The 14,632-nt window shown below is 72.0% G+C and carries 15 protein-coding genes; 5 read left to right on the top strand and 10 right to left on the bottom strand.

The features are described from left to right. Positions 1–17: 17 nt before the first annotated feature. Positions 18–929, bottom strand: coding sequence for a GDSL-type esterase/lipase family protein (locus ACFRU2_RS13185; RefSeq protein ID WP_382971453.1), 912 nt, complete (start codon positions 927–929; stop codon positions 18–20). A 250-nt stretch (positions 930–1,179) separates the two neighbouring features. Between ACFRU2_RS13185 and ACFRU2_RS13190 the strand changes: the two genes are divergently transcribed. Further along, positions 1,180–1,674 (top strand): DUF3145 domain-containing protein, encoded by a 495-nt coding sequence (locus tag ACFRU2_RS13190; protein WP_382971455.1) that lies wholly within the window; start codon positions 1,180–1,182, stop codon positions 1,672–1,674. A gap of 65 nt (positions 1,675–1,739) precedes the next feature. Here the strand turns inward: ACFRU2_RS13190 and fabF are convergent, their stop codons facing one another. The 5 genes from fabF to ACFRU2_RS13215 all read right to left on the bottom strand — a co-directional run bounded on the left by fabF (position 1,740) and on the right by ACFRU2_RS13215 (position 6,650). After that, positions 1,740–3,005, bottom strand: a complete 1,266-nt coding sequence (fabF, locus tag ACFRU2_RS13195; RefSeq protein ID WP_382971456.1) for a beta-ketoacyl-ACP synthase II — start codon at positions 3,003–3,005, stop codon at positions 1,740–1,742. A 76-nt stretch (positions 3,006–3,081) separates the two neighbouring features. Next, complete coding sequence (locus ACFRU2_RS13200) at positions 3,082–3,330, bottom strand: acyl carrier protein (RefSeq protein ID WP_243329395.1); 249 nt, start codon at positions 3,328–3,330, stop codon at positions 3,082–3,084. A 62-nt stretch (positions 3,331–3,392) separates the two neighbouring features. Beyond that, a complete protein-coding gene (locus ACFRU2_RS13205) occupies positions 3,393–4,397 on the bottom strand; it encodes a ketoacyl-ACP synthase III (protein ID WP_382971459.1) in 1,005 nt (334 codons plus the stop codon). A gap of 19 nt (positions 4,398–4,416) precedes the next feature. Then, a complete protein-coding gene (locus tag ACFRU2_RS13210) occupies positions 4,417–5,343 on the bottom strand; it encodes an ACP S-malonyltransferase (RefSeq protein ID WP_382971460.1) in 927 nt (308 codons plus the stop codon). Positions 5,344–5,432: 89 nt separating this feature from the next. Continuing rightward, positions 5,433–6,650, bottom strand: coding sequence for a PucR family transcriptional regulator (locus ACFRU2_RS13215; RefSeq protein ID WP_382971462.1), 1,218 nt, complete (start codon positions 6,648–6,650; stop codon positions 5,433–5,435). A gap of 81 nt (positions 6,651–6,731) precedes the next feature. On the opposite strand from ACFRU2_RS13215, the gene ACFRU2_RS13220 reads away from it, so the two are divergent. After that, positions 6,732–7,406, top strand: a complete 675-nt coding sequence (locus tag ACFRU2_RS13220; protein ID WP_382971464.1) for a pirin family protein — start codon at positions 6,732–6,734, stop codon at positions 7,404–7,406. 3 nt (positions 7,407–7,409) lie between these two features. On the opposite strand, the gene ACFRU2_RS13225 is transcribed toward ACFRU2_RS13220, so the two are convergent. Continuing rightward, a complete protein-coding gene (locus ACFRU2_RS13225; RefSeq protein ID WP_382971466.1) occupies positions 7,410–8,237 on the bottom strand; it encodes a serine hydrolase domain-containing protein in 828 nt (275 codons plus the stop codon). A gap of 51 nt (positions 8,238–8,288) precedes the next feature. Between ACFRU2_RS13225 and ACFRU2_RS13230 the strand changes: the two genes are divergently transcribed. Then, entirely contained in the window at positions 8,289–8,717 is a 429-nt protein-coding gene (locus ACFRU2_RS13230; protein ID WP_382971468.1) for a MerR family transcriptional regulator, read from the top strand. Further along, the gene (locus ACFRU2_RS13235; protein ID WP_382971470.1) at positions 8,714–9,736 is read left to right on the top strand and encodes an aldo/keto reductase; all 1,023 of its coding nucleotides are present in this window, start codon (positions 8,714–8,716) and stop codon (positions 9,734–9,736) included. The genes ACFRU2_RS13230 and ACFRU2_RS13235 overlap by 4 nt, the downstream gene beginning before the upstream one ends. A 180-nt stretch (positions 9,737–9,916) precedes the next feature. On the opposite strand, the gene ACFRU2_RS13240 is transcribed toward ACFRU2_RS13235, so the two are convergent. From ACFRU2_RS13240 to ACFRU2_RS13250, 3 genes are all read right to left on the bottom strand, one after another. Further along, a complete protein-coding gene (locus ACFRU2_RS13240) occupies positions 9,917–10,756 on the bottom strand; it encodes a DUF4429 domain-containing protein (protein ID WP_382971472.1) in 840 nt (279 codons plus the stop codon). Positions 10,757–10,829: 73 nt separating this feature from the next. Beyond that, positions 10,830–11,969 carry an alpha/beta hydrolase gene (locus ACFRU2_RS13245; protein WP_382971892.1) on the bottom strand — a complete coding sequence of 380 codons (1,140 nt, stop codon included), beginning with the start codon at positions 11,967–11,969 and terminating at the stop codon, positions 10,830–10,832. Between the two features lie 290 nt (positions 11,970–12,259). Further along, positions 12,260–12,919 (bottom strand): TetR family transcriptional regulator, encoded by a 660-nt coding sequence (locus ACFRU2_RS13250; protein ID WP_382971894.1) that lies wholly within the window; start codon positions 12,917–12,919, stop codon positions 12,260–12,262. Positions 12,920–13,139: 220 nt separating this feature from the next. Here ACFRU2_RS13250 and ACFRU2_RS13255 point away from each other — a divergent pair, with 220 nt between their 5' ends. Then, positions 13,140–14,627 carry an MFS transporter gene (locus ACFRU2_RS13255; RefSeq protein WP_382971896.1) on the top strand — a complete coding sequence of 496 codons (1,488 nt, stop codon included), beginning with the start codon at positions 13,140–13,142 and terminating at the stop codon, positions 14,625–14,627. Positions 14,628–14,632 lie beyond the last annotated feature (5 nt).

Consider the following 14,632-nt stretch of genomic DNA (forward strand, 5'->3'; position numbering starts at 1 on the left):
CCGTTCCGTTCACCGCGTCAACGCGGAGGCTCGGCGGAGGTCACCTGTCGGTGCGCCAGTTCCGCGAGCCGCGCCTGTCCGCCCTTGCCCGGATGGAACCAGTCCCAGCGGCTCAACTGCTCCGCCGAGAAGGGGTACTGGAACACCGCGCCGCCGTCGTAGCGGCACAGCTCGTCCTTCGCGCAGACCTCGCGCAGCGCCTCGTTGTACTCGACCACGCGCGCCCGCACCTGCTCCCGCCGGGCCGTCGCACCGGCGGCCGCCGAGGTCGGATCGGCGAGCATCGACTGACAGATGCCCAGCTTCCACACCTGGCGCACCATCGGGTCGTCCTTGCCCTGCTCCCACAGCCGCTGGAGGTCCGGGACGCTGGAGACGTACACCTGAGAGGCCGGCGAGGCCGCCCGCAGGCCGGCCAGCGCCTTCTCGAAGCCGGAGCGGAAGGCGGCCACCGAAGTCATCGACGAAGCCGAGGGCCGGCAGGCGTCGTTCGAGCCCACCATCACCGTGACCAGGCCCGGCTTGTGCGCGGCGGCCGAGGCGAGCTGGCCCGGCAGGTCCGCCATCCGGGAGCCGGTCACCGCGTAGTTCCAGCTGCGCGCGGGCACCTCGGCCTCACCGAGCAGCCGGGCGGCCAGCGAACGCACCTCGGGGTCCTCACCGGTGGCCCAGGAGGCCTCCGGACAGTCGGCCAGCACCGAACAGGCGTCGAAACCGCGCGTGATGGAGTCGCCCACGGCGGCGACCGACGCCGGTGCGGTGTTCCACCGCGGGGCCGCCTGCGCACCGCGTTCGCCCCCGGTCTGCGCCCCGTCCGCCGAACACCCGGTCAGCGCACCCGCCGCCAGGAGCAGCAGGGCGGCCGTCGCGCCCGCGCCCGCACCCGCAGAGGTCCGACGCGCGCGGCGGCGTGGGGCGGTGGTGCGCATGCGGAAGGTCCCTCCTCGTCGTCCCCACATCGTTCGGGGGCGTCCTGCTGAGTGAATGCTCTGTGTTTACGGGCCTCGGAGCGACCGTACGTCACACCATGACCCCCGGCGCACGGTAGCTTTTTCCCGTGGCGTTTCGGCCGCAAGTCCCGCAACGCAATGTCAAATAATTTCCGTTACATTACATCACGTCACATACTGTCCGTTTTCTGGAGTTTATTCCCGACCTCGTCCCACACTGGAGGTCCCGGTGACGACACGTGGAGTCCTGTACGTGCACTCCGCACCGCGCGCGCTCTGCCCGCACGTGGAATGGGCTGTTGCGGGGGTGCTCGGGGTGCGGGTGAACCTCGACTGGATCCGTCAGCCCGCCTCCCCGGGCACCTGGAGAGCCGAGTTCTCCTGGCAGGCCGAGGCGGGCACCGCATCGAAACTCGCCTCCGCCCTGCGCGGCTGGCACCTGCTCCGCTTCGAAGTGACCGCGGAACCCTGTCCGACCGCCGAGGGCGAGCGCTACAGCTCCACCCCGCACCTGGGCATCTTCCACGCCGTCACCGGCATGCACGGCGACATCCTGATCCCCGAGGACCGGCTGCGCGCCGCCCTCGCCCGGTCCGCGCGCGGCGAGACGGACCTGGAGGCGGAGATCGCCAAACTCCTCGGCAAACCCTGGGACGACGAGCTCGAACCCTTCCGCTACGCGGGCGAGGGCGCCCCGGTGCGCTGGCTCCACCAGGTCGTCTGAGCCCCGGACACGCCGAAGGCCCGCCCGGGACACCCGGGCGGGCCTTCTACGTGTCAGCGTCCGGTTCAGACGGTCCTGAACGCCAGGGAGACGTTGTGGCCGCCGAAGCCGAAGGAGTTGTTGATCGCCGAGATCGGGCCCTCCGCCGGGAGCTTGCGGGGCTCGTCGCGCACGATGTCCGCGTCGATGTCGTCGTCGATGTCGTCGAGGTTGATCGTCGGCGGCGCGATCCGGTGGTACAGCGCCAGCACCGTCGCGACGGTCTCGATGCCGCCCGCGCCACCCAGGAGGTGACCGGTCATCGACTTCGTGGCCGAGATCGCGATGTGGTCGAGGTCCTCGCCCAGCACCTTGCGCAGGGCCTTCAGCTCGGCCGTGTCACCCTGCGGGGTGGACGTGGCGTGCGCGTTCACGTGGACCAGCTCGGCCGGGTCCAGACCCGTGTTGTCGAGCAGGTTCTGCAGGGCGGCCGAGACACCGCGGCCGGTGGGCTCCGGCTGCGCGATGTGGTGGCTGTCCGCGGACAGGCCCTGGCCCAGCACCTCGCAGTAGACCCGGGCGCCGCGCGCGGCGGCGTGCTCGGCGGACTCCAGGACCACGACGCCCGCACCCTCGCCGAGGACGAAGCCGTCGCGGGCCTTGTCGTACGGACGGGAGGCCGTGGTCGGGTTCTCGTTGTTCTTGGACATCGCCATCATGTTGGCGAAGGCCGCGATCGGCAGCGGGTGGATCGCCGCTTCGGTACCGCCGGCGACGACCACGTCGGCACGGCCGGTACGGATCATCTCGACGGCGTAGCCGATGGCCTCGGCGCCGGAGGCGCAGGCGCTGACCGGAGTGTGCACACCCGCGCGGGCGTTGACCTCCAGGCCGACGTTGGCCGACGGGCCGTTGGGCATGAGCATGGGGACGGTGTGCGGGGAGACCCGGCGCACACCCTTTTCCTTCAGTACGTCGTACTGGTCGAGCAGGGTGGTCACGCCGCCGATGCCGGAGGCGATGACGGTGCCCAGGCGCTCGGGCGCGATGGACGCGTCCTCGCCCGCCGGGGCGGTGTAACCGGCGTCGGCCCACGCCTCGCGGGCCGCGATGATCGCGAACTGGGCCGAGCGGTCCAGCTTGCGGGCCAGCGGCCGGGGGAGGACCTCGCTCGGGTCCACGGCGACGGTGGCGGCGATACGGACCGGGAGTTCGGCGAAGCGCTCACCCTCGAGGGGCTTTACGCCGGAACGGCCGGCAAGCAGACCTTCCCAGGTCGAAGCGCTGTCGCCACCCAGCGGAGTGGTTGCGCCGATACCGGTGACGACCACGGTGCGATTGGTCGGGCTCACAGGAATTCTTTCTCCACGTTTCAGGGGGTGAATTGTCACGGCGCCACCGCCAGGTGGCGACAAACGCTCGTCAGGCTCAGGCCTGGTGCTTGAGGATGTAGCTCGCGGCGTCGCCGACGGTCTTCAGACCCTTGACGTCCTCGTCCGGGATCTTCACCTCGAAGCGCTCTTCGGCGGCGACGACGACCTCGACCATGGACAGCGAGTCGACGTCCAGGTCGTCGGTGAAGGACTTCTCGAGCTGGACGTCCTCGGTCGGGATGCCGGCGATCTCGTTGACGATCTCCGCGAGACCTTCGACGATTTCTTCCTGGGTGAAGGCCATGATGGCGCTCCTTCTATAGCTAGCTGGGGGTCAAACGGAACACGGGATGTGGATCCCGGGCCCTAGGGGAGGGTAACGACCGTGGCGGCGTAGACGAGCCCCGCCCCGAAGCCGATGACGAGCGCGGTGTCGCCGCTCTTCGCCGCACCGGTCGCCAGGAGCCGCTCCATTGCGAGCGGAATCGAGGCGGCCGAGGTGTTGCCGGTGGTTTCGATGTCACGGGCGACCGTGACGTGCTCCGGCAGCTTCAGAGTCTTCACCATCGAGTCGATGATCCGCATGTTCGCCTGGTGCGGAATGAAGACGTCCAGGTCATCGGCGGTGATCCCGGCTGCGTCGAGCGCCTGCTGGGCCACCTTGGCCATCTCGAAGACGGCCCAGCGGAAGACCGCCTGGCCCTCCTGCGTGATGGCGGGAAACTTTTCGCCGCCGTCCTTGCCGAGGTACTCGTCCCACGGCACGGTCTGCTTGATGGTCTCCGACTTGTCGCCCTCAGAACCCCACACCGTGGGGCCGATGGCCGGCTCGTCCGAGGGGCCGACGACCACGGCGCCCGCGCCGTCACCGAAGAGGAAGGCCGTCGCGCGGTCCTCCAGGTCGGTCAGGTCCGAGAGCCGCTCCACGCCGATGACGAGGACGTACTCCGCGGAACCCTCCACCACGAGGCCCTTGGCCAGGGTCAGCCCGTAGCCGAACCCGGCGCAGCCGGCGGAGATGTCGAAGGCGGCGGGCTTGTTCGCGCCGATGCGGTGCGCGATCTCGGTCGCCACGGCCGGGGTCTGCTTGAAGTGCGACACCGTCGAGACGATCACGGCGCCGATCTTCTCCGGAGCGATCCCGGCGGCGGCCAGGGCCTTGCCCGAGGCCTCCACCGACATCGCGGCGACGGTCTCCTGCGGGGAGGCCCAGTGCCGCGTCGCGATACCGGAGCGGGAACGGATCCACTCGTCGGAGGAGTCGATGGTCTCGAGGATGACCTCGTTCGGCACCACACGGACCGGACGGTAGCCGCCGACACCGAGGATGCGGGCGTACGGGGAGCCCTTGGCAGGCTTGATCTTCGACATGCTGAGTGGGCTCCTTCTCTCAGACCGCGTGCTCGGAGACGAGCGTCGCGGCCTTGTCGAGATCGTCCGGGGTCTTCAGCGCCACGCTCGGTACGCCCTTCAGCGCGCGCTTGGCCAGACCCGTCAGGGTGCCACCGGGGGACAGTTCGACGATCCCGGTGACGCCCAGAGCGGCGAACGTCTCCATGCACAGGTCCCAGCGGACCGGGTTGGCCACCTGGCCCACCAGCCGGGCGACGACATCGGCGCCCGTGGTCACGACCTGACCATCCTTGTTCGATACGTACGTCAGCGCCGGGTCGGCCGGGGAGAGGGCCGCAGCGGCCTCCTCCAGACCGGCGACCGCCGGAGCCATGTGGTGCGTGTGGAAGGCGCCCGCGACCTTGAGGGCGACGACCTTCAGGGAACCTTCGGGCTTCTCGGCCTCCAGGGCCGCGATCTGCTCCATCGTCCCCGCGGCCACGATCTGGCCCGCGCCGTTGACGTTGGCCGGGGTCAGACCCAGCTTCTCCAGGTGCGCGACGACGACGTCGAGGTCTCCGCCGAGGACGGCGGCCATGCCCGTCGCGGTGATCGCCGCGGCCTCGGCCATGGCGAGTCCGCGGGTGCGTACGAAGGACAGCGCGTCCTTGTCGGACAGCACCCCGGCGTACGCGGCGGCGGTGATCTCGCCGACGCTGTGGCCCGCCACGGCGCCGAAGGAGCCCGGGCCGACCTTGGAGGTCAGCTCGGCCGCGGCGAGCAGGCCGGCGGCCACCAGCAGGGGCTGTGCAACGGCCGTGTCGCGGATCTCGTCCGCGTCGGCCTTCGTGCCGTAGTGGGCAAGGTCGAGCCCGAGGGCATCCGACCAGCCGGCGACGCGGTCAGCGGCACCGGGCAGTTCGAGCCAGGGAGTCAGGAAGCCGGGCGTCTGTGCGCCTTGGCCGGGAGCGACGAGTACGAGCACCCTCACACTCTCTCTTGTGTTCGGTCCGCGCCGCCCGTGGGGACAGGGACGAAGAACCATCGGGGTAATTGTTGATGTCCGACAAAAGCTTAGGACTGAAGATCGCCGTCGGCCAGACGCCCGAGGATCAGGGCGATCCGCAGCGTGAACGCGGAGCGGACATCCGAGGGCGACCAGCCGGTGACGTCTGTCACACGTCGGAGCCGGTAGCGCACGGTGTTGGGGTGCACGAACAGCATCCGGGCGGCACCTTCGAGGCTGCTCGCCTGCTCCAGGTAGACACTCAGCGTCTCCAGCAGCGCCGAGCCGGCCTCTTCGAGCGGTCTGTAGATCTCCTCCACCAACTGCTCGCGGGCCGCAGGGTCGGAGGCGATCGCGCGTTCGGGCAGGAGATCGTCCGCGAGCACCGGCCTCGGCGCGTCCTGCCAGGCCGTACAGGCCTTGAGCCCGGCCGCGGCGGCCTGCGCCGACTTCGTGGCGTTCAGCAGGTCCGGGACCACCGGTCCGGCGACCACCGCACCCGCCGCGAACGGCCCGATCAGCGACTTCGCCACCTGCATCGGATTGTCGCTGCCACCCGCGATGACCACGAGCCGGTCGCCCAGCACACCCGTGAGGACCTGCAGCTTGTGGTGGCGGGCGGCCCGCCGGATCGCCTCGACCGTCAGCTCGCTGTCGCCCTCCGGAGCCGTGCCCAGCACCACGCACACGTGCTCGGGGGAGTTCCAGCCGAGGGCCGCGGCCCGGGACAGCGCGCCCTCGTCGGCCTCCCCGGACAGCACCGCGTTGACCACGAGGGACTCCAGCCGGGCGTCCCACGCCCCGCGCGCCTCGGCGGCCTGGGCGTACACCTGGGCGGTCGCGAAGGCGATCTCCCGGGCGTACACGAGCAGGGCCTCGCGCAGGATCGACTCGTCGCCGGGCGCCGCGACCTCGTCGATCGCGGTCTCCATGACCTCGATCGTGGTGCGCACCATCTCGACCGTCTGGCGCAGCGTGATCGCCCGGGTCAGCTCGCGCGGAGCCGTCCCGAAGACGTCGGTGGAGATCGCCTGGGGGGTCTCCGGATGCCGGAACCACTCGGTGAACGCGGCGATGCCGGCCTGGGCGACCAGGCCGATCCAGGACCGGTTCTCCGGCGGCATCGCCCGGTACCACGACAGCGTCTCGTCCATGCGCGCGATGGCGTTCGCGGCGAGCCGGCCGGAGGACTTCTCCAGCCGGCGCAGCGTCGCGGAGTGCGGATGGGGCGGAGCCGGATGCGCGGGGTGGACCGCGGGTGAATGCTCACGTTCGGGTTGGGGCACGTGACAAGACTGCCTTATCGGGACGGCTGCGCGGAGTCCGGTCCCGTCCCGGGCCGCGCCCCGGGGGCTACGGTGGCCCCCATGATTGATGTACGCCGAGGCGCCGACCGGTACGAGGGAGCGGACGCCGACGTTGCGGCGGGCGGTCCGGCCACGGGGATCACCACCCGGCACGCCTTCTCCTTCGGCCCGCACTACGACCCCGACAACCTGCGGTTCGGCCCGGTCATGGCGTGCAACGAGGAGAGCCTCGCCCCGGGTGCGGGCTTCGACGAGCACCCCCACAGCCACACCGAGATCGTCACCTGGGTGGCCGAGGGCGAGCTCACCCACCGCGACGCCACGGGCGCGGCCACCCTGGTGCGGCCCGGGGACGTCCAGCACCTCGCCGCGGCGTCCGGGACCCGGCACGTGGAACGCAACGACGGCTCCGCACCGCTGCGCTTCGTCCAGATGTGGCTGGCCCCGGCCGATCCGGCCGGGGAGCCCTCGTACACGCTGGTCCGGGGGATCGCCGACGGCACGCCCTACGCCGTGCCCGCGGCCGGGGCCGTCCTGCACGTCCGGCGTCCGGGCGCGGGCGAGCGGGTGGCCGTACCGGCCGCCGGGCGGGTCTACCTGCACGTCGTACGGGGAGACCTGCGGCTGGACGGCGCGGAGCTCGGGCCGGGGGACTCGGCGCGGATCACCGGCGAGCCGGAACTGGAGCTGATCGCCGGATCCCCGGCCGAGGTGCTGATCTGGGAGTTCCCGTAGGACTCAGCGGGTCCTGAGCTCGGCGAGCACCGCGTCGGTGAACGGCGGCCAGGCCTCGACCGCCCACGGCCCGAAGGCGCGGTCCGTCAGCGCCACGCAGGCGGCGCGCGCGTCCGGATCCACCCACAGGAAGGTCCCGGCCTGCCCGAAGTGCCCGAAGGTGCGCGGCGAGGAACCGGCGCCCGTCCAGTGCGGGGCCTTCCCGTCGCGGATCTCCAGGCCGAGACCCCAGTCGTTGGGGGACTGGTGGCCGTAGCCGGGCAGCACGCCCTTGAGCCCGGGGTGGACCACCGCGGTGGCCTCCGCGACGGTGCGCACGTCCAGCAGCCGGGGCTGCTGGAGCTCGGCGGCGAAGCGCAGGAGGTCGGAGACGGTGGAGACGCCGTCCTTGGCCGGGGAGCCCTCCAGGCTGCTCGACGCCATGCCCAGCGGCTCGAAGACGGCCTCGGCCAGATACGCGGCGAAGGGGATCCCGGTGGCCTTCGCGATGTGGTCGCCGAGTTCCTCGAAACCGGCGTTCGAGTACAGCCGGCGCTGCCCGGGAGGAGCCGTCACCCGGTGCTCGTCGAAGGCCAGGCCGCTGGTGTGGGCGAGCAGGTGGCGCACGGTGGAGCCCTCGGGCCCGGCCGGCTCGTCCAGCTCGATCGCGCCCTCCTCGTAGGCGACGAGGGCGGCGTAGGCGGCGAGCGGCTTGGTGACGGAGGCCAGCGGGAAGCGGTGGTCCACCGGGCCGTGGGAGCCGAGCACGGTCCCGCCGGCGTGGACGACGGCCGCGGCGGCGGTCGGAACCGGCCAGTTCTCGATGATGCGCAGACTCTGCAAGCTCTCCATGCGGCCGAGGGTACTTGCTTGGAGTGCACTCCAAGGATTTAGCGTGGAGCCATGAGCCTGACCCAGACCCCCCTGCAGACGCAGACGCGGTACACGATCAGCGAGGTCGAGGCGCGGACCGGTCTGACCCAGCACACCTTGCGCTGGTACGAGCGGATCGGCCTCATGCCGCACGTGGATCGTTCGCACTCGGGGCAGCGGCGGTTCACCGACAAGGACCTCGACTGGCTGGGCTTCGTCGGCAAGTTGCGCACCACCGGAATGTCGGTGGCGGACATGGTCCGGTACGCAGAACTCGTCCGTGAGGGCCCGCACACCGCCGACGACCGGCGCGAACTGCTGGAGCGCACGCGCGACGAGGTGCGGACGCGGATCGCGGAACTGACCGATGCGCTCGCCGTGCTGGACTACAAGATCGATACGTATGCGATGTGCACCGCCACCGCGGAAGCCGTCGCGGGAGAGGCAGACCGGACATGACCGGGAACACGGCAGGGATCGAGCAGGTCGAACTGGGCGGGGGCGGCCCGCTGGTGGGCGTCCAGGGGCTCGGATGCATGGGCATGAGCGAGTTCTACGGGGACACCGACGAGGCGGCCGCCCGGCAGACGCTGGATGCCGCGCTGGAGGCCGGGGTCACCCTCTTCGACACCGCCGACGTCTACGGGCGGGGCGCCAACGAGGAGTTCCTCGCGCCGTTCGTGGCCGCGCACCGCGACCGGATCACCCTCGCCACGAAGTTCGCCATCGAGCGGACGGACGACCCGCTGTACCGGGGGGTCCGCAACGACCGCGCCTACATCCGCGGCGCGGTGGAGGACAGCCTGCGCAGGCTGGGCACCGACGTGATCGACCTCTACTACATGCACCGGCGCGATCCGGCCGTTCCGCTCGCCGAGTCGGTGGGCGCGATGGCGGAGTTGGTGCAGGAGGGCAAGGTGCGCCACCTGGGGCTCAGCGAGGTGACCGGCGCCGAGCTGCGCGAGGCGCACGCGGTGCACCCGATCGCCGCGCTCCAGTCGGAGTGGTCGCTGTTCAGCCGGGACGTGGAGCGCAGCGCGGTGGGCGCGGCGGCGGAGCTGGGCGTGGCCTTCGTGCCGTACTCCCCGCTCGGGCGCGGCTTCCTGACCGGGGCGTTCGCGGACGCCTCGGCGGAGCTGACGGCCGATGACTTCCGGCAGTACCAGCCCCGGTTCACGGGGGACAACGCGAAGACGAACGGGGCGCTGCTGACGCCCGTACGGGAGATCGCGGCGGCCCGCGGGGCCACGCCGGCGCAGATCGCCCTGGCGTGGGTGCAGCAGCGGGCGGCGGTGCACGGCCTGACGGTGGTCCCGATCCCGGGCACCCGCAAGCCCTCGCGCCTCGCGGAGAACACGGCGGCGACCCGCATCACGCTGACGGACGCGGAGTTGTCCCTCCTGGACCCGATCGCAGACCGCGTCGCGGGCGACCGCTACCCCGACATGACCCACACGTCGGCGGCGCGCGAGGTGTGACCGCCTGCGGCGCCGTTGCCGGGGGCCAGCCCCCGGACCCCCGCTCCTCAAACGCCGGAGGGGCTGGAAAATCCAGCCTCGCCGGCGTTTGAGGCGCGGGGTCTGGGGCGGAGCCCCAGGGGGTCCGGGGCGCAGCCCCGGGGAACGGTGGAAGGGCGGGTAGGGGACAGCCCCGCAGGGTCAGGCTCCGGCCGTGAAGCGGTCCCGCAGGGCGCGGTACTCGGCATCCGTGAGGAGCCCCGCATCGTGCAGCTCGGCGAGATGCTGAATCCGCTCCCAGGATCGCTGCGGCGGCACGGCGGCGGCGACCGGGCTGCGCGCCCGCAGGGCGGCGAGCACGGCCGCCGCGAACGGCAGCGACTCGTGCACGGCTCCGTATCCCACCCCGAAGACCGCGGAGGCGAGATCGTGGTCCGGCCGCGGATCGCCGGCGCCCTCGCGGGGCAGCAACCGCAGGTGCCCGCCGGACCGTTCCGGGGAGTGCCAGACCAGCCCGGCCAGGGCGGCCAGCGGATACCGCTGGTCGCCCGCCTTCCACTTGGCGCTGGTGGCCCCGGTGCGCGACCAGCGGAAGGTGACGGCGCCGCCGTCGAAGGCGAGCCGGGCGTCGTGTGCCTTCAGCGTGGCCGGGGGCTCCGGGACGGAGACGAGGAACCGGTCGGCCGGCCCGGCCGGACCCAGCTGCTCGCGCAGGGCCTCGGCGAAGGCCGCCGCCCGGCCGGCCCCGGCGCCACCACCGGGCAGCACCAGCCGGTACGGATCGCAGGCTTCTCTCAACTGCCCCGCCGCGGCCTCCATCAGGGGGTCCGCTCCCACCCGTACGCGGGCGTGCAGCACCAGGGTGTCCCGCCGTCCCTCGGTCAGGCCCACCCCGGACAACGCCTCCAGGGGAATCCGACGTTCCCCCAGGGCGTGCCAGAGTCTCGGCGTTCGCATCCCCCGTGCGAAGCGGATGATGAGCGAGTTCGTGGTGTGCTCGAACTCCCAGACGGCATGGTTTCCGGCCAGTACGTCACCCATGCGGCACATCGTAAAGGGACGCACCCCCGTGCGTCCCCCTGCCGTGAGGTCCGATTTCGGGTCGGCCGAGCGGTCAGGGACCGTCCGTCCCGGATGTTCCGCGTCGGCACGTGTCGTCCCCGGCGGCGCACACCGTGGAACCGAACGCACCGGTTCCGATTTTGGCGAAGTTGTCCAGGGATTCGGTTCCTGGCGCGAAGTAGCCGGTGTGGCTCTTGGCTCCGGCCGCCGACAGGACCCGCGCGCCGAACTCCTCGGAGACCGGATCCGCGCCGTGGCCCAGGCCGCCGAACTCCAGGTGGGGCACGTCGGCGATCCAGTCGCCGGCGTCCCGCATGGCCCACACCCGCGCCGAGGTGTCCAGCTCGGCGGCGTTCGCGGCGCGCATTCCGGGGCTGCCCGCCACCACGATGTCCGTGACCCGGGGCGGCAGTTCGTGGGCGGCCACGCCGCACACCACCGAACCGTAGCTGTGGCAGAACAGCGCCACGCTCGCCCGCCCGGGCAGCGCGGAGGCCAGCGAGCGCAGCCTGGCCGCGCCGTCCACGGCCAGTCGCCCGGTCGCCGCGTCCATGCCGACGCCGGTCGGGGCGGTGTAGCCGGCCCAGGCGATGACCGCGGTCCGGCTGCCCGGGGCGGCCGTGCGCTCGGCCGCGTACAGGGACTCGGCCATGCCGACGGGGGCGGTCAGCCGGCGCATCGTGCGCTCGAAGGTGAGCGCGTCGGTGTCCACGCCGGGGACGATCACCGATACGCGGCGGGCCTCGCCGAGGTCGCCGAAGACCTCGGCGACGAGGGCGCTGCCGGTGGGGTCGAAAACGAGGATCTGCCGGCCGGGCTCGGCGAGGGACTCGAAGCGGTGGGCGCGCCGGGCGGCGGTCGCGCGGTCGGAGGGGGACAGCGTCCTGTCGTGCGCGCGGGCGTCCTCGGTCCGCACGGCCTGCTTCAGCGCCATCCGGTTGGCCCGGTAGCGGACGCCGGGCGGCACGCCGTCGAGGTTGCCGACCACCAGAGGGTGGCCCTCGGTGAGCCGGGCGCGCTGGGCGCCGTCGAGGCTCGCGAAGAAACGTGCCACCACAGGTGCCGGCGCATCCGCGGCGGGCAGGGCCCGGCCTTGGAAGCGCGCCGCGGCCCAGGAGGCGAGCGCGGCCTCGCGCGGGGACGCCTCGCTCGCGGACCGGTAGACGGCCGTCCAGCCCGTGGTCGCGAGCATCAGGAAGACCACCGCCAGCGCGAGCAGGGCGCGCAGGGCGGCCGGGCGCGCGGGGGCGTCGGCGGAGGGGGTGTGGGCGGGGCCGGGCAGGTTCACTGCGCCCAGCCTAGGAGACCGTCGCGGGTGCCTGCGCGCCGGGTGACGGGAGTCACCGCCGACCGTGGGACGCCCCGCCTGCGGGTGCTCCCGTACGGGACCTGCGTGCGCGGGCGCCCTGACCCGTACGGGAGCTTCGTCCGGGTTCGTCCGGCCTGCGCCCGGCCGGGCGGGCCGGGCGGAAAGTGCGCCGGTCAGACGGGTCGGCGCCAGTCGGCGGCCAGCGCCGGGCCGATCTGGTCGAGGTAGACCTCGGTCATCCGCCGGATGGCGGCCACGCTGGTGTCCTCGCCCTGTCCCCAGAGCCGGCCGGTGACGCGCATCACGCCCGTGAACGCGGCGACGGCCACCCGCGGGCGCGGATCGACGTCGACGTCCAGTCCCTCGCGCTCGGCTATCAGCCGGGCGATCCGCTCCTCCAGCTCGGTGGAGCGGCGCAGGTGCACGGCGAGCAGGGCCGGGGTGGACTCGATCAGCCGGTAGCTGCGCATGTACAGGTCGAGCGGGACCAGGTCCGAAATGGCCTCTTCGACGGTGTCCCAGGCGGCGAGCACGGCCGAACGCATCGCCTCGAAGGGGCCCTCGGAGGGAGGGCGGGAGTGCAGCGCCGCGACGAAGTGCGATTCGACCAGGTCCTGGACGGCGAAGGCGACCTCTTCCTTGTTGGCGAAGTACCGGAAGAAGGTGCGCTGGGACACGTCCACGGCGTCGGCGATCTCGTCGACGGTCGTCTCCTCGTACCCCTGGGCGATGAAGAGGAGGAGGGCCGCACGCAGCAGTGCGTCGCGCGTGCGCTGTTTCTTGCGCTCGCGCAGCCCGGCCGGCGGTGCGGACGCGGGCCGCTGATCGGTCATCACGGCGGTCAGGGTACCTGTGACCGACCTGACAATGACTGTCTGGCGAACCGGCCTGTGAAGTGTCAGTCGCTGTCACTAACCTGTTCGCATGACTAGTCAGATGACCGTCGACGGCGGAGACGCACTCTCGCTCACCAAGGAACCGGGCCCCTCGCCGGCCCGTACGGGCCTTCGGGGCCACCCGTGGCTCACCCTGTTCGCCGTCGCGATCGGCGTCATGATGGTCACCCTCGACGGCACGATCGTCGCCGTCGCCAACCCGGCCATCCAGAAGGACCTCGGCGCCTCGCTCGCCGACGTCCAGTGGATCACCAACGGCTACCTGCTCGCCCTCGCGGTCTCCCTCATCACCGCGGGCAAGCTCGGCGACCGCTTCGGCCACCGCCAGACCTTCCTCATCGGCATCGCCGGTTTCGCCGTCTCCTCGGCGGCCATCGGCCTCTCCGGCGGCGTCGAGCTCGTCATCGGCTTCCGCGTCGCACAGGGCGTCTTCGGAGCGCTGCTGATGCCCGCCGCGCTGGGCCTGCTGCGGGCGACCTTCCCGGCCGAGAAGCTCAACATGGCCATCGGCATCTGGGGCATGGTCATCGGCGCATCGACCGCCGCCGGGCCGATCGTCGGCGGCCTGCTCGTCGAGAACGTGAGCTGGCAGTCGGTCTTCTTCATCAACGTGCCGGTCGGCATCGTCGCGCTCGCCTTCGGCCTGTTCATCCTGGTCGACCACCGGGCCGAGAACGCCCCGCGCTCCTTCGACCTCCCCGGCATCCTGCTGCTGTCGGCCGGGATGTTCTCGCTGATCTGGGCATTGATCAAGGCCTCGGAATGGGGCTGGGGCGACACCAAGACCCTCGCCTTCCTCGGCGGTTCCCTCGTGTGCTTCGTGGCCTTCGCCCTCTGGGAGAACTTCGTCTCCGAGCCGCTGATCCCGCTCGGCATGTTCCGCTCGCTGCCGCTGTCCGCGGGCACGGTGCTGATGGTCTTGATGGCCTTCGCCTTCATGGGCGGGCTGTTCTTCGTCACCTTCTACCTGCAGAACGTCCACGGCATGAGCCCCGTCGACAGCGGCCTGCACCTGCTGCCGCTGACCGGCATGATGATCGTCGGATCCCCGCTGGCGGGCCTGGCCATCACCAAGGTCGGCCCGCGGCTGCCGCTGGTCGCCGGCATGGCCGCCACCGCCGCCGCCTGCTTCGGGATGTCCCAGCTGACCCCGGGCACCTCCACCCTCACCATGTCGCTCTGGTTCGCCCTGATGGGCCTCGGGCTCGCGCCCGTCATGGTCGGCGCCACCGAGGTCATCGTGGGCAACGCCCCGCTGGAGCTCTCGGGCGTGGCCGGCGGGCTCCAGCAGGCCGCCATGCAGGTCGGCGGCAGCCTGGGCACCGCCGTGCTCGGCGCGGTCATGGCGAGCAAGGTCGGCAGCGTCTTCGAGGACAACTGGGCCGGAGCCGGCCTGCCGCCGCTCACCCCGGAGCAGGCGGACCTCGCGGAGAAGGGCATCCAGGTCGGCATCGCCCCGGTCCCGCCGGGCGCTCCGGAGCAGCTCGCGGCGACCATCACGGGGGTCGCGCACGACACGTTCGTGTCAGGGATGAGCACGGCCTTCACCGTCGCGGGCGTGGTCGCGGTGTTCGCCGCGGTCGTGGCCGGCTTCACGAAGCGCGGCGAGAACGCGGCGGCGGGGGCGGGCGCGGCCCACCTCTAGGCCGG

Origin of the sequence: Streptomyces sp. NPDC056883 (genome assembly GCF_042788835.1) — a bacterium.
Lineage (GTDB): Bacteria > Actinomycetota > Actinomycetes > Streptomycetales > Streptomycetaceae > Streptomyces > Streptomyces stoeckheimensis.

Bases quoted from the DNA above. Each gene is read 5' to 3' on its own strand.
- ACFRU2_RS13185 (WP_382971453.1), bottom strand. From the start codon at position 929: ATGCGCACCACCGCCCCACGCCGCCGCGCGCGTCGGACCTCTGCGGGT.
- ACFRU2_RS13200 (WP_243329395.1), bottom strand. From the start codon at position 3,330: ATGGCCTTCACCCAGGAAGAAATCGTCGAAGGTCTCGCGGAGATCGTC.
- ACFRU2_RS13205 (WP_382971459.1), bottom strand. From the start codon at position 4,397: ATGTCGAAGATCAAGCCTGCCAAGGGCTCCCCGTACGCCCGCATCCTC.
- ACFRU2_RS13220 (WP_382971464.1), top strand. From the start codon at position 6,732: ATGATTGATGTACGCCGAGGCGCCGACCGGTACGAGGGAGCGGACGCC.
- ACFRU2_RS13225 (WP_382971466.1), bottom strand. From the start codon at position 8,237: ATGGAGAGCTTGCAGAGTCTGCGCATCATCGAGAACTGGCCGGTTCCG.
- ACFRU2_RS13230 (WP_382971468.1), top strand. From the start codon at position 8,289: ATGAGCCTGACCCAGACCCCCCTGCAGACGCAGACGCGGTACACGATC.
- ACFRU2_RS13235 (WP_382971470.1), top strand. From the start codon at position 8,714: ATGACCGGGAACACGGCAGGGATCGAGCAGGTCGAACTGGGCGGGGGC.
- ACFRU2_RS13240 (WP_382971472.1), bottom strand. From the start codon at position 10,756: ATGGGTGACGTACTGGCCGGAAACCATGCCGTCTGGGAGTTCGAGCAC.
- ACFRU2_RS13245 (WP_382971892.1), bottom strand. From the start codon at position 11,969: ATGCTCGCGACCACGGGCTGGACGGCCGTCTACCGGTCCGCGAGCGAG.
- ACFRU2_RS13250 (WP_382971894.1), bottom strand. From the start codon at position 12,919: ATGACCGATCAGCGGCCCGCGTCCGCACCGCCGGCCGGGCTGCGCGAG.
- ACFRU2_RS13255 (WP_382971896.1), top strand. From the start codon at position 13,140: ATGATGGTCACCCTCGACGGCACGATCGTCGCCGTCGCCAACCCGGCC.